General features: G+C 43.8%; 27 protein-coding genes. 13 read left to right on the top strand and 14 right to left on the bottom strand.

The genetic code is table 11. The features are described from left to right. Positions 1 to 73: 73 nt before the first annotated feature. On the bottom strand, positions 74 to 802 hold the full coding sequence (locus NAF19_RS14035; RefSeq protein WP_252790692.1) for a LytR/AlgR family response regulator transcription factor: 729 nt from the start codon (positions 800 to 802) through the stop codon (positions 74 to 76). Beyond that, positions 799 to 1,854 (bottom strand): sensor histidine kinase, encoded by a 1,056-nt coding sequence (locus NAF19_RS14030; RefSeq protein ID WP_252790691.1) that lies wholly within the window; start codon positions 1,852 to 1,854, stop codon positions 799 to 801. Before NAF19_RS14030 ends, NAF19_RS14035 begins: the two co-directional genes overlap by 4 nt. Positions 1,855 to 2,207: 353 nt before the next feature. Between NAF19_RS14030 and NAF19_RS14025 the strand changes: the two genes are divergently transcribed. Continuing rightward, positions 2,208 to 4,076 (top strand): TolB family protein, encoded by a 1,869-nt coding sequence (locus NAF19_RS14025; RefSeq protein ID WP_252790690.1) that lies wholly within the window; start codon positions 2,208 to 2,210, stop codon positions 4,074 to 4,076. Positions 4,077 to 4,324: 248 nt separating this feature from the next. On the opposite strand, the gene NAF19_RS14020 is transcribed toward NAF19_RS14025, so the two are convergent. Together NAF19_RS14020 and NAF19_RS14015 are read right to left on the bottom strand one after the other, a co-directional pair. After that, complete coding sequence (locus tag NAF19_RS14020; RefSeq protein ID WP_252790689.1) at positions 4,325 to 4,606, bottom strand: hypothetical protein; 282 nt, start codon at positions 4,604 to 4,606, stop codon at positions 4,325 to 4,327. Positions 4,607 to 4,646: 40 nt separating this feature from the next. After that, positions 4,647 to 4,850 carry a hypothetical protein gene (locus tag NAF19_RS14015; protein ID WP_252790688.1) on the bottom strand — a complete coding sequence of 68 codons (204 nt, stop codon included), beginning with the start codon at positions 4,848 to 4,850 and terminating at the stop codon, positions 4,647 to 4,649. A 90-nt stretch (positions 4,851 to 4,940) separates the two neighbouring features. Between NAF19_RS14015 and NAF19_RS14010 the strand changes: the two genes are divergently transcribed. After that, positions 4,941 to 5,879, top strand: a complete 939-nt coding sequence (locus NAF19_RS14010) for a LysR family transcriptional regulator (protein WP_252790687.1) — start codon at positions 4,941 to 4,943, stop codon at positions 5,877 to 5,879. Positions 5,880 to 5,883: 4 nt separating this feature from the next. Here the strand turns inward: NAF19_RS14010 and NAF19_RS30780 are convergent, their stop codons facing one another. The 7 genes from NAF19_RS30780 to NAF19_RS13985 all read right to left on the bottom strand — a co-directional run bounded on the left by NAF19_RS30780 (position 5,884) and on the right by NAF19_RS13985 (position 12,929). Further along, complete coding sequence (locus tag NAF19_RS30780) at positions 5,884 to 6,657, bottom strand: amidohydrolase family protein (protein ID WP_370362882.1); 774 nt, start codon at positions 6,655 to 6,657, stop codon at positions 5,884 to 5,886. Continuing rightward, positions 6,632 to 7,225 carry an amidohydrolase family protein gene (locus tag NAF19_RS30775; protein ID WP_370362881.1) on the bottom strand — a complete coding sequence of 198 codons (594 nt, stop codon included), beginning with the start codon at positions 7,223 to 7,225 and terminating at the stop codon, positions 6,632 to 6,634. The genes NAF19_RS30780 and NAF19_RS30775 overlap by 26 nt, the downstream gene beginning before the upstream one ends. Continuing rightward, entirely contained in the window at positions 7,222 to 8,214 is a 993-nt protein-coding gene (locus NAF19_RS14000; RefSeq protein WP_252790686.1) for an L-threonylcarbamoyladenylate synthase, read from the bottom strand. Before NAF19_RS14000 ends, NAF19_RS30775 begins: the two co-directional genes overlap by 4 nt. Before the next feature lie 26 nt (positions 8,215 to 8,240). Beyond that, positions 8,241 to 8,633 (bottom strand): DUF6671 family protein, encoded by a 393-nt coding sequence (locus NAF19_RS30770; RefSeq protein ID WP_370362884.1) that lies wholly within the window; start codon positions 8,631 to 8,633, stop codon positions 8,241 to 8,243. A 40-nt stretch (positions 8,634 to 8,673) separates the two neighbouring features. Then, positions 8,674 to 9,039, bottom strand: coding sequence for a DUF6671 family protein (locus NAF19_RS13995; protein ID WP_252790685.1), 366 nt, complete (start codon positions 9,037 to 9,039; stop codon positions 8,674 to 8,676). A 111-nt stretch (positions 9,040 to 9,150) separates the two neighbouring features. Next, positions 9,151 to 11,457, bottom strand: coding sequence for a DUF2309 domain-containing protein (locus NAF19_RS13990; RefSeq protein WP_252790684.1), 2,307 nt, complete (start codon positions 11,455 to 11,457; stop codon positions 9,151 to 9,153). After that, positions 11,454 to 12,929 (bottom strand): proton-conducting transporter transmembrane domain-containing protein, encoded by a 1,476-nt coding sequence (locus NAF19_RS13985; protein ID WP_252790683.1) that lies wholly within the window; start codon positions 12,927 to 12,929, stop codon positions 11,454 to 11,456. Before NAF19_RS13985 ends, NAF19_RS13990 begins: the two co-directional genes overlap by 4 nt. 532 nt (positions 12,930 to 13,461) lie before the next feature. Here NAF19_RS13985 and NAF19_RS13980 point away from each other — a divergent pair. Both NAF19_RS13980 and NAF19_RS13975 read left to right on the top strand, forming a co-directional pair. Next, on the top strand, positions 13,462 to 14,355 hold the full coding sequence (locus NAF19_RS13980) for a helix-turn-helix domain-containing protein (RefSeq protein WP_252790682.1): 894 nt from the start codon (positions 13,462 to 13,464) through the stop codon (positions 14,353 to 14,355). 74 nt (positions 14,356 to 14,429) lie between these two features. Beyond that, on the top strand, positions 14,430 to 14,855 hold the full coding sequence (locus NAF19_RS13975; RefSeq protein ID WP_252790681.1) for an ester cyclase: 426 nt from the start codon (positions 14,430 to 14,432) through the stop codon (positions 14,853 to 14,855). Positions 14,856 to 15,172: 317 nt separating this feature from the next. Here NAF19_RS13975 and NAF19_RS13970 read toward each other — a convergent pair whose 3' ends face one another. The 3 genes from NAF19_RS13970 to NAF19_RS13960 all read right to left on the bottom strand — a co-directional run bounded on the left by NAF19_RS13970 (position 15,173) and on the right by NAF19_RS13960 (position 17,566). Then, positions 15,173 to 15,967: a helix-turn-helix domain-containing protein gene (locus tag NAF19_RS13970; RefSeq protein WP_252790680.1), complete on the bottom strand. Its 795-nt coding sequence runs from the start codon at positions 15,965 to 15,967 to the stop codon at positions 15,173 to 15,175. Positions 15,968 to 16,057: 90 nt separating this feature from the next. Continuing rightward, positions 16,058 to 16,855, bottom strand: a complete 798-nt coding sequence (locus NAF19_RS13965; RefSeq protein ID WP_252790679.1) for a hypothetical protein — start codon at positions 16,853 to 16,855, stop codon at positions 16,058 to 16,060. Between the two features lie 15 nt (positions 16,856 to 16,870). Beyond that, on the bottom strand, positions 16,871 to 17,566 hold the full coding sequence (locus NAF19_RS13960) for a hemerythrin domain-containing protein (RefSeq protein ID WP_252790678.1): 696 nt from the start codon (positions 17,564 to 17,566) through the stop codon (positions 16,871 to 16,873). A 972-nt stretch (positions 17,567 to 18,538) separates the two neighbouring features. Between NAF19_RS13960 and NAF19_RS13955 the strand changes: the two genes are divergently transcribed. From NAF19_RS13955 to NAF19_RS13915, 9 genes are all read left to right on the top strand, one after another. Then, on the top strand, positions 18,539 to 19,069 hold the full coding sequence (locus tag NAF19_RS13955; RefSeq protein WP_252790677.1) for a carboxymuconolactone decarboxylase family protein: 531 nt from the start codon (positions 18,539 to 18,541) through the stop codon (positions 19,067 to 19,069). A gap of 176 nt (positions 19,070 to 19,245) precedes the next feature. Then, entirely contained in the window at positions 19,246 to 19,998 is a 753-nt protein-coding gene (locus tag NAF19_RS13950) for a cupin domain-containing protein (protein WP_252790676.1), read from the top strand. A gap of 96 nt (positions 19,999 to 20,094) precedes the next feature. Continuing rightward, on the top strand, positions 20,095 to 21,084 hold the full coding sequence (locus NAF19_RS13945) for a type I glyceraldehyde-3-phosphate dehydrogenase (RefSeq protein ID WP_252790675.1): 990 nt from the start codon (positions 20,095 to 20,097) through the stop codon (positions 21,082 to 21,084). A gap of 36 nt (positions 21,085 to 21,120) precedes the next feature. Continuing rightward, positions 21,121 to 21,570: a DoxX family protein gene (locus NAF19_RS13940; protein WP_252790674.1), complete on the top strand. Its 450-nt coding sequence runs from the start codon at positions 21,121 to 21,123 to the stop codon at positions 21,568 to 21,570. Positions 21,571 to 21,733: 163 nt separating this feature from the next. Then, entirely contained in the window at positions 21,734 to 22,579 is an 846-nt protein-coding gene (locus tag NAF19_RS13935; RefSeq protein ID WP_252790673.1) for a class I SAM-dependent methyltransferase, read from the top strand. Positions 22,580 to 22,767: 188 nt separating this feature from the next. Beyond that, positions 22,768 to 23,703: an alpha/beta fold hydrolase gene (locus NAF19_RS13930; RefSeq protein WP_252790672.1), complete on the top strand. Its 936-nt coding sequence runs from the start codon at positions 22,768 to 22,770 to the stop codon at positions 23,701 to 23,703. A 99-nt stretch (positions 23,704 to 23,802) separates the two neighbouring features. Continuing rightward, positions 23,803 to 24,417, top strand: coding sequence for a DJ-1/PfpI family protein (locus NAF19_RS13925; RefSeq protein WP_252790671.1), 615 nt, complete (start codon positions 23,803 to 23,805; stop codon positions 24,415 to 24,417). A 105-nt stretch (positions 24,418 to 24,522) separates the two neighbouring features. Beyond that, positions 24,523 to 25,062 (top strand): NAD(P)H-dependent oxidoreductase, encoded by a 540-nt coding sequence (locus NAF19_RS13920; protein ID WP_252790670.1) that lies wholly within the window; start codon positions 24,523 to 24,525, stop codon positions 25,060 to 25,062. Between the two features lie 28 nt (positions 25,063 to 25,090). Continuing rightward, complete coding sequence (locus tag NAF19_RS13915) at positions 25,091 to 25,669, top strand: Crp/Fnr family transcriptional regulator (RefSeq protein WP_252790669.1); 579 nt, start codon at positions 25,091 to 25,093, stop codon at positions 25,667 to 25,669. Positions 25,670 to 25,698: the final 29 nt, after the last annotated feature.

Below are 25,698 nucleotides of genomic sequence, written 5' to 3'. Positions count from 1 at the left end.
TTCAAAAAACAGGATGCCAAATATTGTTCCTGACGAATGTTAATGTCATAAAATCAGCAATGTTTTAATATAATTATTGCCAGGTTTTAACAAACTGGTTGAACCCATCCTTAAAAGGTTCAGATACGGGAAAGCTTGAACTGCCGATTAAAACCGAGTTTTTTGTAACCGCAGTGATTTTATCAAGGGATACGATAAACGATTTATGAATCCGCATAAATTTTCCTTTTGGTAGGTTTTCCTGCAAAGCTTTGAGGGTGATCAGTGAAAGCATACTTTTTTCGGAGCTGGTAAGAAAAATTTTCGCATAGTCTTTAAAGCCTTCAATGTAAATAATATCACTGCAACGTATTTTTACTGTTTGAAACTCCACTTTCAGATAGATAAAATCTTCATTTTGGGGTAACAATTCATTGCGGTTTCTTCTCAATTCTGCCCACTTTACAACCTTCTGAACCGCTTTTAAAAAGTCATTGTAACCAATGGGTTTTAACAAATAATCTATTGCGTCCAGCTTATAACCTTCCAGGGCAAACTGATCAAACGCAGTGGTAAAAACAATAAACGCAGCATTACCCGTATTCCTGCCCGATAAGATGCGGGCCAATTCAATGCCGCTTAAATCAGGCATTTGGATATCCAGAAATATCAGGTCAACCTTGCTTTCGTTGATAAAATGCAAGCTTTCTACAGCATTCGAAAAACTACCTGTTAACTTTAAATACGGGGTTTGATCAATAAACCTGCACAACAAATCAAGCGCAGGTGGTTCATCATCGATAGCGATACAGTTCAATGTCATAGGGTAAGTATTAATTTGGCCTGGTATAATGTTTTATCCAGCATTCCGGTTTCCAACTTGTATTTTCCCGGGTATAAAAGTTCTAATCGCCTTGCCGTATTACTGATGCCAATGCCTGTATTAATTTGCTCATTGGAGCGCATTTGGTTATAAACTGTATTAGTTACAACTAAGGTGACTACATTGTCTTGCTGCGCAACCTCAATAATAATTGCACCTTCTGAAATGTTGCTGGTGCCATGTTTAAAAGCATTCTCCACAAAAGGTAAAAATAACATCGGAGCTATCATTATTTGCTCACGCAGGCTTGCAGGTACAAGATACGTGACTTTCGTTTTAGAACTTATTCTTAAACGCATCAGCTCAATATAATCCTCAATAAAGGCGATTTCTTTTACGAGGGATGTTACGCCGCTTTCCGCATCATATAGTACATAACGCATCATTTTCGAAAGGTTAGTTATGGCTGTCCTTGCCACATCGCCATCCGAAAGGGTATAAGAATAGATATTGTTTAATGTATTAAAGAAAAAATGGGGGTTGATCTGCGCTTTCAGCAGCAATAGCTCTGCCTGGAATTTTTCTTTCTCTAATTGTTCTCTCAGGCTCACCTCCCGCTGCCATTTTTTGTTAAAACTAATCGTTGTGCCCAATCCTATCAATAGCATGTTTACAGCCGGTATGAAAGTTTCGGTGATCATCCCGTTTTTTCTGGCTGGCCGCTCCGGCCGGTTCGCCATCAATTGATATATATTAAAGGCGCGATTGGCAGATTTATTTAACCAGGTGGAAATAAAAACCATAATTACAACGGCTATAACATACAGAACACGCTGCTTTTTAAATAATAATTTAGGAATTAACGCATAGATGTTGAGATAAAAAACCGCCATCATGATACCCAGTAAGATGAGTTGCTTTAACCAGAACCGCAGGGGCAGCGAAATCCCCCAGGTTATTGGATGGTAGTAGAGCACCGCAAACCATAAGAGCAGCCAGCCTATAATGTGACCCAATAGCGTTGCATGTTTACGAAAGACAGTGTTTAGCATAGACCGATCTTTTGATATACAATACTACGCCTAATAGGAGAATTTATCATTCAACATCGGCCAAAGAATAAAACTTGACGACCATAGAATGGTATTAATCGACAAAACCTCAGTACGGCATTAGCTGATCACCTTTAAAGTTGGCTGTCGATAATTTTTAGCATATGGACGATAACCTGAAGTGAATGGTCTAACACATTTTTTTGGCTTTGAAATTATGAATTAATTTGGGTGATTGATTAAAGCGCTCTGACCGCAGCAATCAGCAAATACGCTTGTGAGCCGCTTCAACTGCTATCAGAACCATCTGAAAAAGATTAGATAAACAGCCTGTTTTTTATAAACCTGAAATTATGATCCTTGTAAAAATTGCCACTTCAGCTATTATTTTATCCTCACTATTTAATCTTGCCAGCAATGCCCAGTCTTTGCGGTCCGGACTGGTGGGAATGCAGGACGGCCACAAGCCGGTATTGTTAATGAACCGGATTGGCCCTTCATCATCAGCGATTTTTGTAGCAAATGCAGACGGGACAGATGAGCACCCGCTATTAAAGGAATCGGGATTTGATTACCATGCATCTTATTCCGGAAATGGGCAATGGATATCGTTTACTTCAGAGCGAAACGGTTTCGGACAGGCTGATATTTACCGTGTACACCCCGACGGGACAAGTTTAGAAAGACTAACCGATGATCCCTCTTTGGACGATCAGTCAGCATTATCGCCGGATGGAGAAAAGCTGGCATTTGTTTCAACCCGTGTTACCCATACAACCAATATCTGGATATTAGATATTAAAAGCCATAAGTTGACCAACCTTACCGGACGGGCGGAAATTCAGGGAGATCCGGCCAAGCCGGATGGCTTTTTTCGCCCGGCTTGGTCTCCGGACGGCAAATGGATCGCTTTTTCTTCTGACCGCAATACGCAGTGGCTCGGCCATGGAAACGGGTCCGGTTGGGAACATGTTCAGGAGCTGAGCGTCTACATTGTCCATCCGGACGGCAGCGGGTTGCGACGGCTATCGCAACCGGGAATCTGTGCCGGTGCCCCAAAATGGTCGCTTGACGGGAAAAATATTGTTTTTTATGAAATTCCGGTGGAAGATACCTGGGCGGCACGCAGGCCGACTTTGGCAAAAAAGGCGACCTCGCAAATTGTGTCAGTCGACCTGGCTACCGGTAGTCGCACAGAACTGACTTCAGGGCCGGGCCTTAAACTGTCGCCGCAGTATCTGCCAGGCGAACAGGTGGCCTATCTGGCTAAAGGCGGTGACAATTCCGGCTTGATGTACATTGGGAAAACTGAAGTAGTTAAAGGACGCTTCCATTCGCCGGCATGGGCCCCGGATGGTAAAGCGGTTGTTTTTGAAAAAGTAAGTTTCAGCCCGAGACCGCAAAATCAAGTGTTGTACAACTGGGATAAGAATTACGATTACCGTTATACAGATGTGTTTCCAAATTTTTCGAAATACGGTGAACTGGTTCTTACCGATAAGGGCACCGATTCGGGTATTTCAATTATGGATGCCGGAGGTACAAACAAGAAGAAAATATTTACACCCACCGGCGGCGCAGCGTTTATGCCTACGTGGTCGCCGGACGGGCAATGGATCGCGTTTGGCTATGGTGCTTTTCTGCAAGCGCGAAAAACAGGCACGGCAAGGATAATGATGATGAAGAAAGACGGGACAAATTTAGTTGCACTGACAGACAGCACCATAAATTCCGGTTTCCCCAGTTTTTCCCCGGATGGAAAAAATATTGTTTACCGTACCTGGGGCGGAAAGGATGATGGATTGCGCATCTTAAACCTGATTGATCACAGCATAAAGGTGCTCACCAAAGACTACGATAACCTCCCTTTTTGGTCGCCGGATGGCAAACTAATCGCGTTTACAAGAAAGCACGACGGTAATAACTTTGACATTTTTACGATTCATCCGGACGGCACACAATTAAAGCAACTAACCACTTCTCCCGCCAATGATGCCCATGCAATGTGGACAGATGACAGCCAGCACCTAATGTGGAGCACTGGTATCTATGGGTTTAAAGATGAAGCCGCATTGTACGACGATACATTTCAGCCTTATGGAGCCATTTTCATCATGAATGCAGACGGATCCGGTAAAAGGCAATTGACGGATAGTCCCTGGGAGGATTCTATGCCTTGCTTCGTGCCCTCAAAAAACGTTGAAAGTCAAATTTCACATTGAGCCACGGGGCATTATATGGCTATTAATTATAAAGGCTCTCTTATACTTAGCAAATGAGATTTTCAGGCATTTTGAAATGAATTAAGCGAAATTCGATCCTCCTATAATTGTAACTAATGCAAAGTTAAAGCTGAAAAAATAGTGCTTTTTTCAGTAGCGAGGAAAGAAAAAGGCTGTTATCAGAATCACTACTTGATAAATTTTATCTACAATGATTTTTACTTATATCTGTCAAAAGACAACCATATCTATAGCTTAGTTTTTCGAATTGAGATATGTCCCTGGATTTCGAGTATTTCATCTCCAGGATCTGGCCCGGCCAATAACTCAATGACCTCCTGCCTGGTTTTATTAAGATCTGAGATCTTTTGTTCAATGGCTTGTTTGTCTCCCTGGCCACTTTCAGAAGCTGTCAGCAATTCGAGATTATGAAAATTTATTTTTGTATTAAAAAAATTCAGCACGATAGACCTTCCGTCTTCGATATTGAATTTTCCTTTGATCAAGGTGAATTGTTTAATATTTTCCATATTATTTATACTAGTTTATGTGTTATTCTATATTTCGTTGCTATTGAACCTGCCCAAGTGAATACGCCGCTGCCCCGTTAAAGTTGTACACGTATTTAGTCTTGATTACCTCCCAGGTAACCTTCTCCCCGACATCAATATGATCGATATCGATCTCGGCTCCGGAATCCTGGAGAACCGGGATTGTTAGATCCATTATTTCCGGACCGATGCCGTCATCCTTAGCTGCTGTTATCCTGGTCATCTGATTTGTTGGATATTTGTGCTGTAAATTTCAAACTCTTATTTCATATATTTTCATTTATATTTGCGATACTAAACATAAAATTAATTTATGCAATATACCCTGCACCAATTACAGATCTTTCTGAAGATAACGCAGACGCTGAGCATCACAAAGGCTGCGGAAGAACTTCACCTGACACAGCCCGCTGTATCCATTCAGCTGAAGAACCTGCAGGACCAGTTTGAAATACCGCTTACAGAGGTCATTGGAAGAAAGTTATATGTAACGGATTTCGGTGCTGAGATCGCTATAGCTGCTGAAAAGATCCTCGGTGAGGTTCACGCGATCAACTATAAAACCCAGGCCTACAAAGGGCAGCTGACCGGCAGGCTAAAGCTGTCGGTGGTCTCGACCGGCAAATACGTTATACCTTATTTCCTTTCTGATTTTTTAAAACAGCACCAGGGCATAGAATTGGTGCTGGACGTGACCAATAAGGCGCGGGTGATTGAAAGCCTGGAAAAGAACGAAGTTGATTTTGCGCTGGTGTCGGTTTTGCCCGAAAAGCTGATAGTAGAAGCTACAGAGCTCATGCAGAACAAACTGTACCTGGTCGGCGGAAAAGATACGGTAATATTAAAAGGCAGTACGCATCATATACTGGAACAACTTCCGATCATTTACCGCGAGGAGGGCTCTGGCACCCGGTATACCATGGAAAGATACATTTCGGCGCACAACCTCCATGTCAGGAAAAAAATGAAGCTGACGTCTAATGAAGCGGTGAAGCAGGCTGTCATCGCCGGCCTCGGCTATGCGGTCATGCCGCTGATCGGCATCAAGAACGAACTGATCAACGGCGAAGTTAAGATCATTCCGGTCAAAGGGCTTCCGCTGAGTTCGGTCTGGAATATAATATGGCTGAAAAGCAAAGCCTTTTCCCCTGTAGCAGCCGCATTTTTGCTGCACCTGCAAAAGGAAAAGACCCGGATCATCCATGAGAAATTTTCCTGGTTCGAGCAGTATGTTACGCAGCAGGAGGCCTGAGCTGCTATCGGACCTTTTCAAAATGAAGACGCATCCCCCTGACATTCTGGTCAAACTTTTCCTTATTGAAAACCAGTCTGCCATTCACCCAGGTATGGATTACACTGCTTTGAAAGGTTTGCCCCTCTAAAGGCGACCATCCGCACTTATAATAGAGGGTATCCTTTGTAACCGTGGCTGGCAAGCCTGGGTCAACCAGCACCAGATCTGCATAATATCCCTCACGGATATAGCCCCGGTCAGGTATGCGGTAAACTTCAGCAACATGGTGACTTGTCTTCTCCACGATCTGCGTCAGACTGATCTGACCCTGGCGGCATAATTCCATCAGCATCTGCAGTGCATGCTGTACAAGCGGCCCCCCGCTTTTTGCTTCCAGGTAGCCGCCTTTTTTTTCCGCCGGCAGGTGCGGCGCATGATCGGTCGCGATGATGTCGAGGTGACCCGTCAGCAGCGCATACAAAAGGCCCTGTTTATCTCCAGAGGTTTTGATGGCCGGGTTCCACTTTATGCTGTTCCCCAGTCTCTGGTAATCTTGATCAGAAAAATATAAATGGGGCAGGCAGGCCTCTGCAGTGACACGCTTGTTACGTACAGGGCGTTTATCGTCCAGCAGCAGCGCTTCCGCCAAGGTAGAAATGTGCAACAGATGTAACCGGTTAGCGTATTTTCCGGCAGCGGCAAGTACCCTTTCAGTCGCTGCTGCACATGCTTCCTGGCTGCGGATCCTGGCATGTAACCGGCAGGGGTCCTTATCGCCGACTGTGCCCCATCTCATCGTATTGCGTGCGATAACTGCATGGTCTTCGCAGTGCAGCGCAATAAGCGTAGGGCACCGTGCAAAAAAAAAAGTCCAGGAAGGCAGGGTCATTAGAGAGATTTGCTTCGCCGTCATCCAGGTAAAGCCCGTCGTCGCTGAGCCCGCAGACTGTTGCCGGATCAATGCTCAGGGCTTCCTCCCAGTTGTTCCGGCTTACACCCATGAAAAATGAATAATTGGCCAGCGAATGCCGGGCCGCTATCCTGAACTTTTCCTCCAGGTGTTCTTTAATCAGTACTGCTGGTACCGTATTTGGCATGTCCATGAAGGAAGTGATCCCGCCGGCTACCGCCGCCCGGGATTCTGATGCCATATCTGCCTTGTGGGTAAGCCCCGGCTCCCTGAAATGTACCTGCCCGTCGATCATACCCGGCATAAGGTATTTCCCTTCGCAGTCGACGATGTCAGCATTTATAACACTTATCTCCGGGGCGATTTTGGCGATACGTTCACCCTCGATCAAAAGGTCGGTAACCCATATCCTTCCCTCGTTGATAACCCGGGCATTTTTCAGGATCGTTTTCATACTGATTCGTCAGTTGATGCCCTTTTAAGCCGGTCATTGATCGCCATGCCGATTCCTACAGACGGCACCCTTTCAGCTATAATAACATCCAGCTTCATGGCGTCCAGCCGGTGAAGTGCGGGGTAAAGGTTCCTGGCGGCCTCGGCCAGATCGCCGGTGGGAGAAAGGATCTCAACCGGACCGGCACTTACGCCTCCCAGAGGACGGTCAAAAAGCAGCAGTCCTGTCCTGCTGCTATTCAGGGAAGATACCAGCGCCGCCGGATCTGCCGTAAGCAATGTTCTTGTCTTGGGTGCATAATGTTTTGAAAGCATTCCGGGGGCTGCCGGCGAAACGTCATCGGATGTGTGGGTCTTTATTTTACCGCATATTTTTTCAATGGCTTCAATTGGAATCGCCCCATAGCGGTACACTACCGGCTCATCACCTGTAAAACCAATAATAGTTGATTCCACACCCCGTTCGCAGTTTCCCCCGTCCAGGATATATGGTGCCTTTGCTCCGAAAGACCCGGTAACATGAGAAGGGTTCGTCGGACTGATGGAGCCGGACGTATTGGCACTCGGCGCCGCCAGCGGATAGTCCAGGCGGTTCAAAAGTTCAAGCGCCAGGCGATGTCCCGGCACCCGTACCGCTACGGTTGGTTTCCCGGCGGTTACAATATCTGGTATTAAAGGAGTTTTCTTCAAAACCAGGGTCAAAGGTCCGGGCCAGAATGCTTCTGCCAGTTTCATCGCAAGCGGGGGGACTTCAACCGCTACGGTTGCCAGCTCCGACAAGGAAGCGATATGAACGATCAGGGGGTTGATAGCCGGCCTTTGTTTCAGCCTGAAAATTTCAGCAACTGCCTTTATACTGAAGGCGTTGGCTGCCAGCCCATACACTGTTTCAGTTGGAATGGCAATGATACCGCCATTATTTAAGATTTCGATGCCCCTGGCTATTGCCGGAAGGACGGGTGTCGTATGGTTTGTCTTGAAACTATTCATTGGTTATGATTTTTTTAACGGGATGATCAGGGATTACAAAAGTCGCAGTACTGCGGATCTTCAGTTTTTGGTCCATGGGGATAAAGTTGTATAACGGAATGGCGGCATTTTTTGCATTTGTAACGGTAGGAGAGTGTGTTATTTGTGGGCATCCCGCATTGGCGGCATGGCAGCCCGGGGTTTACCTTGTCAACATCAAATCCGGGAAATTGGCACCGGGGGCAGGCCCTCAGAACGATTTCAATCAACTTTTCGGCGACTTCGGCAATAACCTCCATGCGCTTTGGGTTATACATGGCACGCATATCGGTCTCCAGAAACACCTCTCCGTAATTTTTCAGACGGGCCTCAAAATTTGCTTCAAGCACATCCCAGTCCTGGATTCCCTTCAGCGGATCAGATCGCTGTGGCCCCCTCAGGATAAGGCCATGGTCAGGAAAACCGGCCGCGTGGGCAAATTTAACCGCGCCCGGCCAGTCTGTAAAATTGCCCCCCCCTGAAATTTGTTTTAGTACTCACCACCCTTGCCCTGACGTAGATGTCGTTCTCAAGGTCCATAAATACCATGATCTCATCATCGGCTGGTATAAAATAGATCGTCGGGTGCGCACCGAACGAGCCTTCACTTGCGACCGCCAGGGTGCATCCTGTAATCCTGCAGGCATCTATACATTTGCTCCTCGCGGTTTCGAGCGGGTCTTTTTCCCGTTCAATCTCGGCGGAAAATGTACCGTACCAGTCAGTATTGAATCCGTCAGGCAGTACGGTTTCTACACCCAGTGCCTTCTCAAATATCGGGGAAATGACTTTTTCCTTGCCATGCATGGTCGCTATGACCAGTTTCCTTCCCCTGAATATCGCAGGTGATTGTTTATTCATTCATTATGTTAATATTTAAGCAACCGAATCCGGCCATTCCTCATTACTCAAGACCATCTAGTCGCAGTTATGGTGATATAGGCTGATCTGGTTGCCGGATAAAGGATCCATGACCATCAGGTAGATCCATTCGTTGTCTACCAGTTTCTTCACATGATTATTTCTCAATAGTATTTCCTCTATCCTGGCGGCAGGTGCATGTATGAGGACCGACAATCGCAGGGGATGGTGATAGATCGCGTTATCGGAACTATTGACTGACTGCAGGGGCAGACCGGCTTTCAGATCTCCTCCGTTTCCCTGTACGACACCGAAATTGCCGGTGACATTATGCGTAATCTTTGAGCCCCCGCCAAACCGTTCGTTATCAACGGTTGAAAAATAGTAATGGTTGTTGATCCACTGGGCGACCACCATAGGACCCTGCATGATCATCTCAAGGAACAATCCCTTGTCATCGGTTTCCCAATCATAGGAATGCAAAAAGCACCTGCTTTCAAGATCTATATTCCTGGTCAGTGCGCGTGGCGCGATGATAAAGCCGGCATTGCCGGCCAGTCCCCATTCGGGCCTGGTTTCTGCCCAGTTCACCGCTTTTTTAAGGGCTATATCCGGTCCGTTCAATGATCCCAACCGTTCGCTGACCGCTGATCGCTGAACATCGGCAAGATACAACTTCACCTGCCGTATTATCGAAAGGTGAGATGCGGGTGCTCCGGCATCGAAAATAGCGAGTTCATCGGTCGCCGTATTGTGTTCGGCGCCAAGGAAAAACGTCCCGGCCGGAATGCAGATGGCGTAATCGCTTTTTAATAAAGCCCTTAATTCGGCCTGATTGGCCATTTCAGCCAGCATCCGGGCATTATGCCGGCCGGGACTTGCAGCACAAGCACCACAGTCGAGGCTCGATTTAAACGGGTTATTAGCTGATTGGCCTGCGTGACCGGCAAAGATCACCAGTGGTGCAAATTCCTTCCAGCCGAGCAGGTCGAAAGCCGACTTAACAATTGCCGCCTTTTCTTTCAGGTTTATCCCGTCTCTGCCGGCTATTCGTTGATTTTCCTTTAACTGCGGTACGCAGCTGTCTTCATGTTTATCAGCGGTATTGTCTTTACCTAACTTGCCGACGGCTGGAAAAAATGTTCTTCGAAGAAGGCTAAAACCATAAAAAAGACCTGTTCCCTCCACATAACCGAAAGCCGAAGGCAACATGTTTTTAAGGCGTTGATTCAGGAAGTTTATAAAACCCTGGTACTTCTTTCGCTGCTGATATTGTGCCAGGGCTGCTGCTTTTTCCGTTAGCGCCGATTCTGTAATCGTGTACGCGGAGTCCAGAATCGGCGGGCATGACTTGCGGATCAGGCCGCTTACCGGGTCGCAGTAATCGGTGGCGATGCCAAAAAAGCCGGCATAGCCGAAGGTTTCGTAATGTCCTTTGGCTTCAATATGCCTTCTGATCAGTTCCGATCTGGTGTCGATGCAAAATACCATTTGCGCCAAAGTGCTTTTCCTTTGTTTAGGCGCAGATTTAAGACTCTTCAGATTTTCCTGAAGTCTGCCGGCCAGCTTTTTCTGCCATGTGCTTTCCCAGGCCCTGAGCCAGATCAGCTCCAGCTTGGAATTCGCGTTTTCTTCTTCCACAATTGTTTCGTTCGTTTGAATTCCGCGGTTGATCTGTCCGGCAAACCAAAGGCGGACAGCCAGGTAATCTTCAAGCGTAATGGGATACTGCTGCTGCCAGGGCAAGCATTCACTCATCCGGTACTTGATATAGCCGGTCCAGCCTGGCAGCGCCGACAGATGATACTTGAAGATAGCCGTCTGTTCCTCCTTGCTGCGCCCCTTTAACATTAACCTGATCGTTTCAACAGCGGTATGGGGCATCGAATGAATTGAAAAATAGCGTAACTCCCTGTCATGTACCGCCAGTCTCCGCCAGGATGTAAAGAAGCCTGCCGCTCTGCCCGGCATTTCCCATTCCGCCATGCCTTCATCCATATACGCGCTGAGCCATTTGGATATGATCCTGTCCAGCTCATGGGTTTCGTTCGTATGGGCCGCACACTTGGTTACTTCCATTTCTTCCAGGTAATAGTCCGGTTGCTGGTAACGGCCGCTTTCTCTCAGCTTTTCAGTAAGGGTTTCGTGGTCAATTTCCCCTACCATAAAGGCCTGGCGGAACATGGCCGCACTGGGCAGTGCCGACGCCCCCAAATTTATTTTAGCCTCCCGGACGGCCTGCCCGAACGGCAGGTGCTCATATCCGGACAGCGGGTTAGCGGTCACAAAGCCGTATAAAGGCCAGGTTTTGTCAACAACAGTGGCGGCTTCTTCAATTGCGGCCGTAAATTCAGATATGATCATAGAGATTGATTTTTGGATAGGAGGATGGTTTTTTTATAGGGCTGGGTAGCGTTCAATAAATTTACGTAAAGCCAGGACCACTTTTTATATATGCCGAACTTCATGATTAAAAAGCCTGACAGGAAAATTACGCCAAACAGGATCTGTACGGGCGATAGCAACATCGGGCGCTCGGCATCCGGTATATCGCGCATGATCCTGCTTACACCATTATAGATCAGGGCATAGCTACAAATCCCGGCTGAAAACAGCAGCAGCGGCAGGTAAATTTTATGACCAACGGACAGTGCTCGCTGCTTGACAATATTATAAGTTGCCTGTCCTACGGTTATAGCTACGACGAGCGTCAGAAAAATACCGCTATTGATAGCGGTAGCTTTTCCAGTAAGCACCGCAAAACAGGCTGCTCCAAGGATGCCGGTAATTAACACAGCGATTGCCTGCAGGGGCCTGATCTTCATCGGCAATGGTTTGCCCGGGGCGGAAGCCTGTACCTGTTCTCCCGAAGAAAGAAAGAGGTATGCCTTGTAAAAGCCGTGCAGGATCAGATGAGTTACCGCAGCATTGAAAAAGCCAAGACCGCATTGCATGATCATAAAGCCCATCTGTGCAATGGTAGAGCAAGCCAGTTTTTGCTTGATACTGGTCTGCAGCAGTTTGGCGAACTGAGCTACGATAGCGGTTATTCCTCCGATCACAAAAAGGAGCGAAAGTGTTTCAGTTTTTAAAAGCAGGGAGGCAAACATAGTCAGCAGGATACCAGAACCGTTAACAAAACCTGCGTGCATCAGTGCTGAAGCTGGGGTCGGCGCGGTCATCGCTGAAAGCAGCCAGCGATGAAAGGGGTAAATAGCGGATTGTACCAGGGCCGCAGTGATAATCAAAAGGGCTGATGGGACCAGGACAGCATTTGAAAGACCGCTTAACTCCGCTGTAATACCACTTAATGTAAAGTTGTTTGATGCAAAAGCAAGTATCAGTACCCCCGCGCTTAGGGCTGCGCCGGAGCACAAAAAATATCTTTGTGCAAACCCCGATGCTTTCCTGGCTTCGTGCCAGCCGTTCACTACGCCGATCAGCCTTGCCATGAAAAACCCCATCATTAACCATGCGGGTAAAATTGCGACGATGTGATCACTTGCGATAAATATCATTACCGATAGGGTAAACCCCAGGCACAGGGCCGTAAAGCGTGAATGATACCTGAATCCCATAAGGTACGTCGCACTGTAGACGCTGACAATGGCGCTGAAAAAACTGACCACCGACCATATCAATAGGGTGAATCCATTAATCTTAAATATTCCGAAATAACGCCATGGGAGATTATTACTCGTACCTGTCGTCAACAGAGCGATCGAGGACAGGCACAAAACCGATAAGAAAATACTTATCAGTTGGTTGAAGAAATGAGAGGATGGTTTTTTAAGATGTTTTACGTTAGTGGACGGGGCATTTGTTGTTGATTGCATTTCCTTTTCGTTTTGATAATTTACGCTGCAAAACTGGAAAGAAAAGTTTATTAATTTTTATTTATATATTAAATGTTATATATAAAAATTTTTTATGAAAAAGTTATTGGCAGAGAAACCTTTTTAAGAGAGGCTGTCGATTCCATTCGAGCGTTTTGATGGTATCGATCAATTTGACTTGGCTTGAATCGGTAACAAACGGTCTGCAATAAATTAGTTTTGTTGGAACGATATCTTGCCAGATAGCAGTAAGGAAATTTATCTCAAACCCAAATCAGATAACACTTATTTTACTAAAGTACCATCAAAGTAAATCATTAACTATTGCTAAACAATCACAGCAGCACCAAACTTTAGCTTTGGCATGACCCAGATGAAAGCAGCGTAAGAAATAATTTAGTAAGATATGTTTTCAATTATCTAGATTCAGTGATTTGATAGGGACCTATTAAAAGTTTTTAAATATTCATAACAACCATATAAAAGTAGTTTTTGTAGCTTACAGCTTAACCAAAAAATTTAATTTTAGCGTATGGATAAACAGGTATTTGAGCAACTGATCCCTAAATACTCATTAGAGCAGGTAAGCAGAAACAGGAGTTATCTGCTCGATATTTTAGAATTAGACCGATTTCACGACCAGGATATAACGTTTGCCTTAACGCCACACCGTAATGATTTTTATATACTTCTTTTAGTTAAAGAAGGCGGTGGCCGACATTGGGTCGATACGGTGCAGTACGCTTTGAAGCCGGATACTTTTTATTTTTCAACACCTCAGCAGGTACTTATAAAGGAAGAGACCCAGCCCCTAAATGGTACTTTACTTCGGTTTACTAATGAATTTCTAGCTATTGAAGATAATCAACTTTTGAAAAAGTTGCTGGTAATCCAAAATCCACATAACGGACATGAACTTACATTATCAGCTGAAAATGTAACTTTTATTGAAGATATATTCACCAAAATGCTCGTGGAATACAATCAACGTCATGATTTGCGAAATGGGATGCTTTTTTCTTACCTACGTGTTTTGCTGATCTATTTAAGTCGGCTTTATACTGAGCAGCTTATTAATAATATACCCAACGATGAACGTCGGCTTTTAAAAAAATTCGTCGATTTAATTAATGAGAAGTACAACCAGCTGCATGACGTGTCGGCCTACGCTGATTTGCTTTGCATTTCTGCCGGGCATTTGAGCAAAATCATTAAACAGCAAAGCGGTAAAACAGGTATACAGCATATCCATGAACGATTGATGCTGGAAGCTAAACGCCTTCTGCTGCACACTGAATGCTCTGTAAAAGAAATAGCCTTTCAGTTAGGATTTGATGACGCCCCTTATTTTAACCGCTTTTTCAAGAGGTTAGCCAGGCATACACCCGCGGAATATCGTAAAATGACGCGCAAAATGTACCATTAATACATGTGAAAGTGCAATTTTCCTTTTAGTCATCCGGCTAACTTTGTACTGTATTCAAAATCAAAAATAACACGATGACAGAACAGGAAAAGTTAAACAAGGAAGTAGTACTTCGTTATAACAGAGAGGTGCTTGAAAAAGGTAATATTGAAGCGATACATGATATTATTCACCCCGATTTTATTGATCATAATTTGCCGCAAGGCGCTGTCCAGGGGCCGCAGGGAATAATTAATTTCGTAATTGATGTATTTCACAAATCATTTAAAGATATTACGGTGAAGACATTCGACCAGGTCGTAGAAGGTCATAAAGTGGTTACCAGGAAAACCATTTATGGTACTCATATTGCCCAATTTATGGGCATTGCCCCCAGTAATGAGCAGGTTGCAATACCTCTTATCGACATTATAGCTTTTGAAAATGGACAATTCCTAGAACATTGGAGTATAATAAACATGCAGGATGTAATCTCCAAATCAGCACATCAAGAGTCATAAAAAAGGTTCAAAAATCAGAACGATTAAAAATATTGACAACTATTTGGACGTCTGACACGAAAGCCCCTGACATCGAGTGTTAGTGGCTTTCATATTATAGTTTACTCTTAACCTCGTTCGATCTTAAAAAACCATCCGTGACCAGATAAAAAACAATAGGGATTTCCTGATAAGATCGTTCCGGACAGTTGGAGAAGGATGGTAATGGGTGTTATAGAAGCTGCCAACTTATAGATGCAGCAAATCAAATCCAGATATGGGGCGCCTTTCATCCGGTTTGTAAGGAATTATGATATCGTGGCAAAGGCCATAGTCTTTTATTGGGTACCGACGATCTTCTTCAAAAATAATTTGGGGCTTTCACATGTGAGAGATTTAAAATCCTTGATCATATGTGCCTGGTCAAAATACCCTGCGCGGTAAGTAATATCTGTCCAACTTAAGTAGGGTTGAAGTTTTTTTAAATTTATTACGTGGTTAAGACGGGTTTTCCTGATGAAGGTTTTCGGCGATATGCCCAATTGCTGGTTAAACTTTCGCTCAAATTGCCTGATACTCAGATTGCTTTGATTTACAAGCCAGTTGATATCAACTATACCATGTTGCGCATTGATATGATTGATGATTTTATCAAAATTGTCAGCATAACCCTGGCGGGATAATAATTTCCTGATCAGGAACCTTTCAACTATGCCTGTCATATCTGTAAAGCATTTGGCATTGCTTAATTGCTCATGCATCTGCCTTATTTCCATGTGGATAAAACTTTCAGGATCAAGCGCCTTATTGGTAAATTCCTTCATAGGAATGTTGAATATTTTAAAAAATCCATTCGGCGTAAAGTGTATAAAAAACATCCGGTAGTGGCCTTGCAGCTTAAGGTCCCAATTAGGCGTAGTTTGATGCCCGATAAATATGGATGCCGGGGACAGAAACTCACCATTGCCTTTTTTGTCAACAATAGTATACCGTCCGCTTAAATAAAATTCTAGGAACTGGTCGGTATGCGCAGGCATAATTAGCTCATTTGTTATAGCTAACTCCTTGTAGCAGTATTTTGAAACACAGCTATTTAATATGCCGGATGAAATTTGCTCCTGTATGGTCTTCATGTAAGTAACTGTCTGTCAGTCGCGTTGTTTAAATCATAAAACTAATATACTCTAATTTTATAAAATTGTAAAAAAACGACATTCCTTTCTTTATTCTTTGTTGGCCCCCAAAGCGGAAAAATATAAAAAAATGGCATCCGGTAAAGGTACATGGCCTTTACCGGGTATAACCATTTCCGAAACATTTTTATAACCATGTTCTGATGCCAATCTCTTTGCATTTTCCCATTGAACATGCGCAGCTCCTCCCGGGCCCCATACCTTATCCAACCCTCCAACCAGGCCTTTAACCGCGAGGGTGGTTTTTGAAGGATCTGAAGAAAATGCTCCGTTGTCCAGGCAACGGCCAGTATAATTACCCGCCACCGGCACAGCCGCCCGGAGCATTTCAGGATGTTGAAAAACCATTGCCCAAACCAGGTGGGCACCTGCCTCAAACCCAGTGATAAAAAAATGATCATCGCCATTGTACTTCTTCTTAACCTCTCTAACCGCTGCTATTACCCCGTCTGTATCAAATTTGCAATCTGTCATCTCATCAATCTTGTCCCATGTCCCTGGTGAATATGGATAGACGGCAGGATTCCTGCGCCCATAGTTCCCATTGGTGACTATCACCGGAGAAACAATGATAAAGGGCTTTTGACCGCGCACTTTTATAAAGCGTAAAGTATTCTCTTTGAATTTTTTATCCGCAGCCCCGGCAATAACTATGACCGGCCATCTTTTAGCCGGACTCCAGTGGGCAGGCAGCGAAACATAATATTGCATCAAGCCTTTATCCACGGTTTGTAATATCAAACCTTCCGGCTCCTTATTTTTAGCGGACAAATTAAGGCCCAAAAGGATCAATACGATCAGTTCAGGTATGGTTATCTTGATTCTCATGATCTTCGGACGTTTTTAGGAAGAAGCCAACATTGCGGTTTTTTTTTCTAATTGGTTATAAATAGATTCCCACCTTATCTGCGATAGCAATTGAATCGCTTTATCAGCCATATTTTGAAATTCAGGATCAGGCAATATCGATTTGATGCCACCCAGCCAGCTGGTCAGCTCCGCATCATTACAGGCCTTTAACATCCAGTAGCAGGCCACCTGTTTTTGATCCGCTGTACGGCTTGCACCAATTTCCATATGTACATTGATTAATTCTTTATCCGTGTAATGCGGCCATATAGCCTCATTAAAAATCGTCTCCTCTTTGTTCATATGATCAAGGTTAAAAGTGATAAAGGAAATGAAATTATAAAAAAGTATATTTCCAGATAATATCCTTGCGTCATCATCTGCCGCTTCGTGATAATTTGCTATTGCTGCGTACAGATTATGGCTAAGGCTGCGGTCTTTTGCATGTTGATCCTCAAATTCAGCCAGTAACCGGGGGTGATTTTTTTCGGCCAACGGAAGAATGTACTCGTCCTCCAGCTCCGAATGTTCATTAAAAACTTTCAGCAAGTGTTCAAGATTGGCCAGTAAGGGTTCCATTGCCTTAGCATCTTTAAAATCGGCCTGTTGCAGTTCAATCGTCATATCGAATAACATCATTCTCATTCCTTTATGGCTCATGGAGAAGCCATTATATCTTATCGTAGTCATTTTTTGTGTGAATTTGATCACATTCCGAAAGCAAAAGTATTCCCAGGCTCCTTAATAGAATTGTAAGGACACGACATTATGCAAATTGCTAAACCGTAATGCCTGTTTTGACAGCAATAAAGTCGTTTTCTTACAATTCAGGGGTATTTGCTTGATCTAATTTTGGCATATATTCTTTCCGGTAAATGGAACTATAAACCAGCCCCTAGGGGAATCGAACCCCATCAATTAAAAGGATAATCTATGCAAATTTTTTAATAAATATTTTGAGAACTGTCCAGTAAGGGCTGACGAGTTTGAAGAGAAGAAACGCGCTAAATGACAAACTTTTTGGAGGATTTGCGGGCGATTTAACGGCTGGAAGATCATCGGCGTTTATTGGTCACAAAACCTACAGAATACAAGTCCTGGACCAAAACGGCACTAATTGTTTTTCGAACTATTAAGTGAATGTGATTTCGGTGCCCTTCTGGCTCTTTCATTCCGTTTTCTTCGCACCGTCGGAATAGCTGTTATGGTTTGTAACAAATCGGACATCGGTCTTGATGGTTGACCCGCGGGGGCAGCATTTGATCTTGCAGGGCCGGTACAGGGACCTTTCGGAGGGAAGCCTATGCGTAAGAAACTAAAATAGCGTTTTTGATTTTGCAGCGGCAAGGTCGGTAGCTCGCGGTATTCCTTTTGGCTCTTTACCCATTTCAGTAATGCCAAGTCTAAAAAAAATGGTTATGCAATATTAGCTGGCACCATCCGTAAACCGGTCTCTTTACTTAACTCGCCAAACGCTGATTCGGCTTGCAGGACTTCTTTTCCAGTTTTTTTTTCCTGTAAATCTACCTGCCGTTTTTATCTTTTCGATACCGTTCTCTGCCCCGGAAAAATTCTCCATTTGTTTACCTCGTTTATCCATTTTTCCGCATTTCTTGAAGCTGCACCTTTGTAATGTCAATAAGGACATAAAAAAAAATCAATATGAAAGATTTCAAAGTTCCAACCAGAGAAGAAGTAACACCAGAAAACCAGGCTATTTTTGATACACTTCAAAAAGCATTGGGTTTCGTGCCAAATTTATATGCTACCATTGCCTACTCAGGAAATGGACTGGCTAAATACCTTGCATACCAGGGCGCAAAAACAAGCTTAAGCAACAAAGAAAAAGAAGCGGTTAACCTGATAGTAAGCCAGGTAAATGGCTGTGTTTATTGCCAGAGCGCACATACACTTATCGGTAAAATGAACGGTTTCACCGAAGACGAACTTCTTGATATACGCCGGGGTAAGGCGGCAAACCCACGTTTAAACGCGCTGGTAAAATTAGCAGAGAGCATTACGGCAAGCCGCGGAAACGCAAAACCAAGCGCAGTAGAAGAATTTTTCGCGCAGGGCTTCACCAATGAGAACCTGGTCGACCTGATCCTGCAGATCAGTGATAAAGTTGCGATGAATTATCTTCATAATTTAACGCAAATACCGGTTGATTTTCCTTTAGCTCCCGCAATTTAAAAACGTTGTCCGGTCGGATACTCATTGGCGGCGCCTTTCACCTGTTTACAAAATCAGCAGGTGGGGCAGCCGCTGATTAGTTTGCAATATTCCTGAAATATTTTGGCAGGTAAGCGGCGGGGGATCGAATACATCAAATAATGCTAAGCAGAAAGAATCAACCTAATATCAAATTCATGAAAATATTCAAAACACCCGCGCTATGTGCTTTATTATTGGTTTTAACCTATCAATCCAGGGCACAGGCCAACCGCGATAATGTGCCGGTAGATTACCTTAAAATAAGCATAAAGCAGTTGCTGTCAAAGCAAAAACATACAGGTAAGGACAGCATCACCTTTTTATCCGAGGCCACGATGACCGGAAAGCTGATCCGCATCAATAAAAATAAAGAATTTACCGATGTATCCATGTTTAACCTGATATATTACGTTGTCGAGGGAAAAGGTAAACTTAAAACAGGGAACAATGAATGCGATCTGGATAAAGGTTCGGTCGTGTTTGTTCCGCGTAATATCAAGAGTTCATTTGAGGACGTAACAGTTCCCCTAGATATCATTGAACTTGTTTCATTAGAAGATAAAAGCAAGGGGGACTCTGCCAGTACCAGTTTCTCTTTGGATCATCTCAGCGCCGCAAAACTGCCCGGAAAAAATGTATTCAAGGTATTTATAAATAACCAATCCATGCTTTCGGGTTTGTATTTGCTGCCTGAACAGCTTAAAGGCGATAGTACAATCTATACCCACCGATTCGACGAGATCAACGTGATTACCAGTGGTTCAGGCAAATTCCAGGCAGGTAACAAAAACCTGAAAATCAAGCCCGGCGATATCGTATATGTAAGGAGAGGTGCCGGACACGCATTTAATTCCCTGAAACAAGACATGGAGATCCTTATATTTTTCGAAAAAAGATCGGTACAGTGACCGTGTGTCCTTTAAATATCTTCCCTGAAATAACATCAAAGTATTTTACACGCCCAAATACAAAGGGGGCTTTTTCACATCGATAAATACAATAAAATGAAAAGAATAGCAATTAACGGATTTGGCCGGATCGGCCGGGCCGCATTAAAAGTGATCATGAAAACACCCGGGCTAAAACTGGTTGCTGTTAACGATCTGATGGCTTTAGAGAACGCCGCTTATTTATTGAAGTATGACAGTATCTACGGAAAATATGAAAATGAGGTAAGCACCGGTTCAGGCCATCTGCAGGTCGGGGAACAACAGATCTCTTTTTATTCAGAAAAAGATCCGGCTGATCTGCCCTGGAAAAATTTAGCAATAGATATCGTTATTGAAAGCACTGGTTTATTTACCAGCCGGGAAGATGCAGGGAAACACATTTTCGCGGGTGCTAAAACAGTGGTCATAACAGGGCCGACAAAAAGTAAAGACACCCCAACCGTCGTCTATGGCGTAAACTCAGCAGACGGACATACCAGTATATTCAGTTGCGGCAGCTGTACGACCAATAACATTGGACCAATAGTAGAGATACTGGAAAGAAGGTTGGGCATAAATAAAGCCGTACTCAACACCACGCATGCTTATACCGCGTCACAAACACTGGTGGACTCTCCTTCAAAAAAAGAACCGAGGATGGGCCGTGCGGCAGGGGTAAACCTGGCACCTGCAGCCACAGGGGCCGCGGTAGCAGTAACAAAAGTACTTCCGAAATTTGACGGGAAATTTGACGGGATCGCTGTTCGCACACCTGTACCCGTTGGATCCATATCGGATATTACTTTTATCGCATCAAGAAACACCTCGGTTGAAGAGATCAATGCGATTTTAATGGATGAATCGAAAACCGAAAGATACAAGCTGGTCTTAGGGGTAACAGATGAACCCTTGGTTTCTTCAGATATCATAAAATGTTCTTTAGCATCTGTGGTGGATCTGGAAATGACCAGGGTAGTAGATGGCGACCTGGTAAAAGTAATGGCCTGGTATGACAATGAATGGGGCTTTACCAATCAAATGATTCGCCAGATCAATGAATTATAAACAACTGTTTCAATTACAATTATTAAAATTAAAATAATGAAAAAACTAATTTTTAAAACAAATGATGATTGGACAGGTGTAATCACCCGTCTGACTTTGGGACTAATTTTATTACCACATGGCGCTCAGAAAGCTCTGGGTTTGTTTGGCGGCTACGGCTTTAACGGGACAATGTCGTTTTTCACAGGCACATTACATTTGCCGTGGTTAATCGGGTTGTTAGTAATTGTTATTGAGTTCGCCGGATCAATCGCAATCGTAGCTGGTGCAGGCAGCAGGATATGGTCGGCGCTAACGATCATTTTAATGACCGGTATTATATTCACTTCCCATATTCACAATGGATTTTTTATGAACTGGTTGGGTAATCAAAAAGGCGAAGGCTTTGAATATCATATATTGGCGATAGGGCTTGCACTTGCAATATTTGTAAATGGCAGCGGGAAATATTCCGTGGACGAAGTCATTGATCGCCGCAACAAATAGTCTAATAGAATTTTTGATTACCGAACAACTGATATTAATCACAAAATTCCATATTTAATTCTCAAAGGCCAATTAGTTATTAAATAAAATAATTAAATTTCCAGACAATCAGCACATTACATTAACGCAAATTCTAAAATCAGCATCATAAACCTCCATTAAAATGACAACTCAATTTGAATTAATCCGTCAGCAACAGAAAGACTCCTGGAATAAGATATCATCCGGCTGGAAAAAATGGGACGGGATGACGATGGATTTCTTAAAACCTATGGGCGACGAGATCATCCGGGTCCTGCAACCATCCGGTGGAGACATCGTGCTTGACATTGCTGCGGGAACGGGCGAACCTGGTTTGACTATAGCAACAATGCTTAGTGGTGGGAAAGTTTATGTTACCGACATTGCTGAGAACATGGTCGAAATTGCCCGTGAAAATGCAATGCGAAGGGGAATCAAAAACGTAGAGACCATCACCTGCGAGGTTAGTGAACTGCCATTTGCTGATAATACTTTTGATGCGATAAGTTGTCGTTTTGGCTTTATGTTCTTTCCTGACATGGATTTAGCGGCTAAAGAGATGCTTCGTGTACTAAAACCTGGAGGAAGAATGGCTACTTCTGTTTGGAATGTACCCGAAAAGAATTTTTGGGTTACAGCAATAATGGGATGCATTGGTAAAAATATTCAGATGCCCGCGCCTGTTCCGGGCGCCCCAAGTATGTTCCGGTGTGCGGCGAACGGGTATATGTCCGAATTGCTTCTGAAGTCGGGTTTTAAAAATATCTCCGAAACCGAAATCTATGGTAAATTAGATTGCGGGAACGCCGAAGGCTACTGGAATTTCATGAACGAAGTAGCAGGGCCGGTGGCTGCGGCATTAAGCAAAGTTGACCCGGAAGTTAAAGCAAAAATAAAGGCCGAGGTCATTCAGTCGATCGATCAAAAATACCCCGAGGGCAGCACGATGGTTGATTCAAATGCCTTTATTATTTATGCTGAAAAATAGTCACAGTACCCGCCCGGGGATATGGTGGATTTGCAAATATGTTTTCGGTGATTTATCCATGCAAATAGCTATTAAACAATATTTTATAAAAAAAATCATCCATCTCTTTGCGTCGTTTATCCATTTTTAAGGATAGTAAAGTACCGCATCTTTGACGTGTCAATAAAGGCATAATTAAAAAAACAAAGATGAAAAAGCTTACTAAACTATTTACAATAACAGCATTGTTATTTGTATCTGTGGCATCATTTGCACAGGTATCCTACAAAAGCATTAAAGTAGACGGATTGAATATCGCTTACCGCGAGGCGGGCGATCCGGCAAGTCCCAAACTGGTTCTCTTGCATGGCTTCCCGGCCGGTTCACATCAGTACCGCGACCTGATCATATCGCTTTCTGATAAATTCCACGTAATATCACCGGACTACCCCGGATTTGGTTTGAGCGATATCCCTGACCCGGCGACTTATAATTATACTTTTGAAGGCATTTCTCAAATTGTTGAACATTTCCTGAAACTAAAAGGATTCGACCATTACGGCTTATTTGCCCAGGATTACGGCGGCCCGGTTGGTTTTAGAATTGTTGGCCGTAACCCAAAAGCGCTTGATTGGCTGATCATTCAAAATACCAACGCATACGAAGTTGGCTTTACCGCAGCCTGGGATGGTTTCCGTGGAGCATTATGGAAAAACAGATCGGCAGAAACAGAAAAGCCTTTGGCCGCATTTTTAACGCATGATGCCATCAAAAGCATTTATTTATTCGGCGCCAAAAACCCCGAACTGATCAGCCCTGATAACTGGGAATCTGATTATGCCTTTATGCAAAGGCCGAATGCCGTTCGTGTTAATTTAAATCTATTTTACGATTACCGCACCAATGTAGAATTATATCCGGTGTGGCAGGAATTCCTTCGCAAGAACCAACCCAAAACGATCATTTTCTGGGGTCAAAAAGATATTTTCTTTACCCCGGCCGGTGGCGAAGCATTTTTAAAGGATCTTCCCAAAGCGGAAATGCACCGCCTTGATGCAGGGCATTTCGCCGTTGAAGATAACCTCGACTATATTTCTAAAGAAATTCACCGGTTTTACACAGAAAATGTTGCCGGTAAAATGTAATCCTGTTGATCAAAAGCTGGAGATAAGGCCGGAGGATACCTTCGGTTTTATCTTTTAGCTTTACGACGGGAATAACTTACAGCTGTTAAAAATAATAAAATGACCATATCCGTAATAATGTTCGGCAACTTCGAAACACTTGACGTGTTCGGGCCGGTAGAAATATTCGCGAGGCACAAAGAACACTATCAGGTTTTGTTCTATTCGCTGACAGGAGGCCTGATCACCAACGATCATGGCGTTTCCATCATGACAGAGCGTTTGTCCTCCATAAAAGAAGAAATTGATGTTTTCCTGATTCCCGGAGGTTATGGAACGAGGGTAGAAGTTGATAACCCTTTACTGATCGATGAAGTCTGTCGAATATCAAAATTGAGCACCTATGTACTGACCGTATGTACCGGTACCTCATTACTTGCAAAAACGGGGCTTCTGGATGCTAAATATGCGACAACCAATAAAAGAGCCTATGATTGGGTGTTAACGCAGGGCCCGAATGTAAAATGGATAAAAAAGGCCCGCTGGGCGGTCGATGATAAATATTATACATCGTCCGGCGTAAGTGCGGGCATGGATATGACGCTGGGTTTCATCAGTGAACAACAAGGTGTTGAATTCGCGAGAAAACTGGCTTATACCATCGAATACAATTGGGTGGAAGATAAGGACGACGATCAGTTTTCTGAAGAATATAAAATCAACACGAAAGTTTAAAACCCACCTCTCTTTTAGGCGCTAAATAGCGGAACGCTCATCCCGACCACTCAAAAAGCCTATGTGGACAACAAAGATCATATGATAGAAAACAACAAGCCAATAATGATTTTGGCCATACCCGGAAGTTTAACAGCAACGTCTTCCAATCTGAATATTTTAAAAGCAATTGCCAAAATAGCAGCACCAAATGTCGTGATCGATATCTTTCAGGGGCTTGACAAATTACCTCATTTCAACCCTGAAATAAAGGATCCGATACCAACGGTCACTTACTTTAAACAAAGGATTAAAGACGCGGATGGTGTCATATTTTCTACCCCGGAATATGCTTTCGGCGTACCTGGCGTATTAAAAAATGCGTTGGACTGGCTGGTCTTCACCGGGGAGTTAAACGAAAAGCCGGTGGCCGCAATCAGTGCGTCTCCGCTTTATTCTGGGGGAGATAAGGCATTAGCCTCGCTGTTGCTCACGCTTTCTGCGCTGGGCACCAATATGGGTACAAATTCCGCGTTAAGCATCGCTGATATTAAAAATAAAATGAGCAGTTCGGGAGCGATCATAGCTAGCGAAACAACATCAGCCTTACAGGTGATTTTAAACGACCTGGTAACGCGAATCGTGCTGGGTTCTCCCCTGATCTGAATAGCTATAAAAAATATACTTTTATGCCGTGGATGATTTTGAGCCGATTAAAAAGCATTTTGCAAAATATATTGAACTAACCAGTGAGGAAGAAGCCCGGTTGATCTCCTTTTTTAAAGTGAAAAATGTCAGGAAAAAGCAAATGATCGTTCAACCTGATTTTACCTGTAAGTACAGGACTTATATCGTTAAAGGTGCGATGAGGGCATACCTGGCCGATGACAAGGGGCAAACGCATACGATCGCTTTTGCGATCGAAGATTGGTGGATCAGTGACTTTAACAGCTACATTAATCAAGTCCCCGCAACATTGTTTGTTGAAGCGTTGGAAGACACCAGGGTCATCCAGATCGATTACCATTCCGAACAGCTTTTAATGGACACAATTCCCAAATTTGAACGTTTTTTTAGAATTGCCGCCCAACAGTCGTTTGCCTTTCTTCAAAAAAGAATGTTGTCTAATTTAAGTAAGACCGCTGAGGAAAGATATGATGAATTTTTTCAAAAATACCCTTCCATTGTAAACCGGGTACCGCAATACACGCTGGCTTCCTACCTTGGCTTTACGACAGAATTCCTCAGTAAGATCAGAAGCAGGAAGAAATAAAGTTGAACCAGTTCAACTTTATTTCCTAA

The sequence above is a fragment of the Mucilaginibacter flavidus genome (genome assembly GCF_024055575.1).
GTDB classification, from domain to species: Bacteria; Bacteroidota; Bacteroidia; order Sphingobacteriales; family Sphingobacteriaceae; genus Mucilaginibacter; species Mucilaginibacter flavidus.
The sequence above is the reverse complement of the archived record's forward strand: the minus strand, read 5'-3'. Positions and strand labels throughout refer to the sequence as shown.

Excerpts from the sequence above, each read along its gene's own strand:
- NAF19_RS13940 (WP_252790674.1), top strand. The coding sequence starts at position 21,121 with ATGAAAAAACTAATTTTTAAAACAAATGATGATTGGACAGGTGTAATC.
- NAF19_RS13965 (WP_252790679.1), bottom strand. The coding sequence starts at position 16,855 with ATGAGAATCAAGATAACCATACCTGAACTGATCGTATTGATCCTTTTG.
- NAF19_RS14020 (WP_252790689.1), bottom strand. The coding sequence starts at position 4,606 with ATGGAAAATATTAAACAATTCACCTTGATCAAAGGAAAATTCAATATC.
- NAF19_RS13930 (WP_252790672.1), top strand. The coding sequence starts at position 22,768 with ATGAAAAAGCTTACTAAACTATTTACAATAACAGCATTGTTATTTGTA.
- NAF19_RS13985 (WP_252790683.1), bottom strand. The coding sequence starts at position 12,929 with ATGCAATCAACAACAAATGCCCCGTCCACTAACGTAAAACATCTTAAA.
- NAF19_RS14030 (WP_252790691.1), bottom strand. The coding sequence starts at position 1,854 with ATGCTAAACACTGTCTTTCGTAAACATGCAACGCTATTGGGTCACATT.
- NAF19_RS14000 (WP_252790686.1), bottom strand. The coding sequence starts at position 8,214 with ATGAATAGTTTCAAGACAAACCATACGACACCCGTCCTTCCGGCAATA.
- NAF19_RS13955 (WP_252790677.1), top strand. The coding sequence starts at position 18,539 with ATGAAAGATTTCAAAGTTCCAACCAGAGAAGAAGTAACACCAGAAAAC.
- NAF19_RS13975 (WP_252790681.1), top strand. The coding sequence starts at position 14,430 with ATGACAGAACAGGAAAAGTTAAACAAGGAAGTAGTACTTCGTTATAAC.
- NAF19_RS13925 (WP_252790671.1), top strand. The coding sequence starts at position 23,803 with ATGACCATATCCGTAATAATGTTCGGCAACTTCGAAACACTTGACGTG.
- NAF19_RS13960 (WP_252790678.1), bottom strand. The coding sequence starts at position 17,566 with ATGACTACGATAAGATATAATGGCTTCTCCATGAGCCATAAAGGAATG.
- NAF19_RS13950 (WP_252790676.1), top strand. The coding sequence starts at position 19,246 with ATGAAAATATTCAAAACACCCGCGCTATGTGCTTTATTATTGGTTTTA.
- NAF19_RS13990 (WP_252790684.1), bottom strand. The coding sequence starts at position 11,457 with ATGATCATATCTGAATTTACGGCCGCAATTGAAGAAGCCGCCACTGTT.
- NAF19_RS14025 (WP_252790690.1), top strand. The coding sequence starts at position 2,208 with ATGATCCTTGTAAAAATTGCCACTTCAGCTATTATTTTATCCTCACTA.
- NAF19_RS14035 (WP_252790692.1), bottom strand. The coding sequence starts at position 802 with ATGACATTGAACTGTATCGCTATCGATGATGAACCACCTGCGCTTGAT.
- NAF19_RS14010 (WP_252790687.1), top strand. The coding sequence starts at position 4,941 with ATGCAATATACCCTGCACCAATTACAGATCTTTCTGAAGATAACGCAG.
- NAF19_RS13970 (WP_252790680.1), bottom strand. The coding sequence starts at position 15,967 with ATGAAGACCATACAGGAGCAAATTTCATCCGGCATATTAAATAGCTGT.
- NAF19_RS13995 (WP_252790685.1), bottom strand. The coding sequence starts at position 9,039 with ATGCATGGCAAGGAAAAAGTCATTTCCCCGATATTTGAGAAGGCACTG.
- NAF19_RS13920 (WP_252790670.1), top strand. The coding sequence starts at position 24,523 with ATGATTTTGGCCATACCCGGAAGTTTAACAGCAACGTCTTCCAATCTG.
- NAF19_RS30780 (WP_370362882.1), bottom strand. The coding sequence starts at position 6,657 with ATGAGATGGGGCACAGTCGGCGATAAGGACCCCTGCCGGTTACATGCC.
- NAF19_RS30775 (WP_370362881.1), bottom strand. The coding sequence starts at position 7,225 with ATGAAAACGATCCTGAAAAATGCCCGGGTTATCAACGAGGGAAGGATA.
- NAF19_RS13935 (WP_252790673.1), top strand. The coding sequence starts at position 21,734 with ATGACAACTCAATTTGAATTAATCCGTCAGCAACAGAAAGACTCCTGG.
- NAF19_RS14015 (WP_252790688.1), bottom strand. The coding sequence starts at position 4,850 with ATGACCAGGATAACAGCAGCTAAGGATGACGGCATCGGTCCGGAAATA.
- NAF19_RS13980 (WP_252790682.1), top strand. The coding sequence starts at position 13,462 with ATGGATAAACAGGTATTTGAGCAACTGATCCCTAAATACTCATTAGAG.
- NAF19_RS13945 (WP_252790675.1), top strand. The coding sequence starts at position 20,095 with ATGAAAAGAATAGCAATTAACGGATTTGGCCGGATCGGCCGGGCCGCA.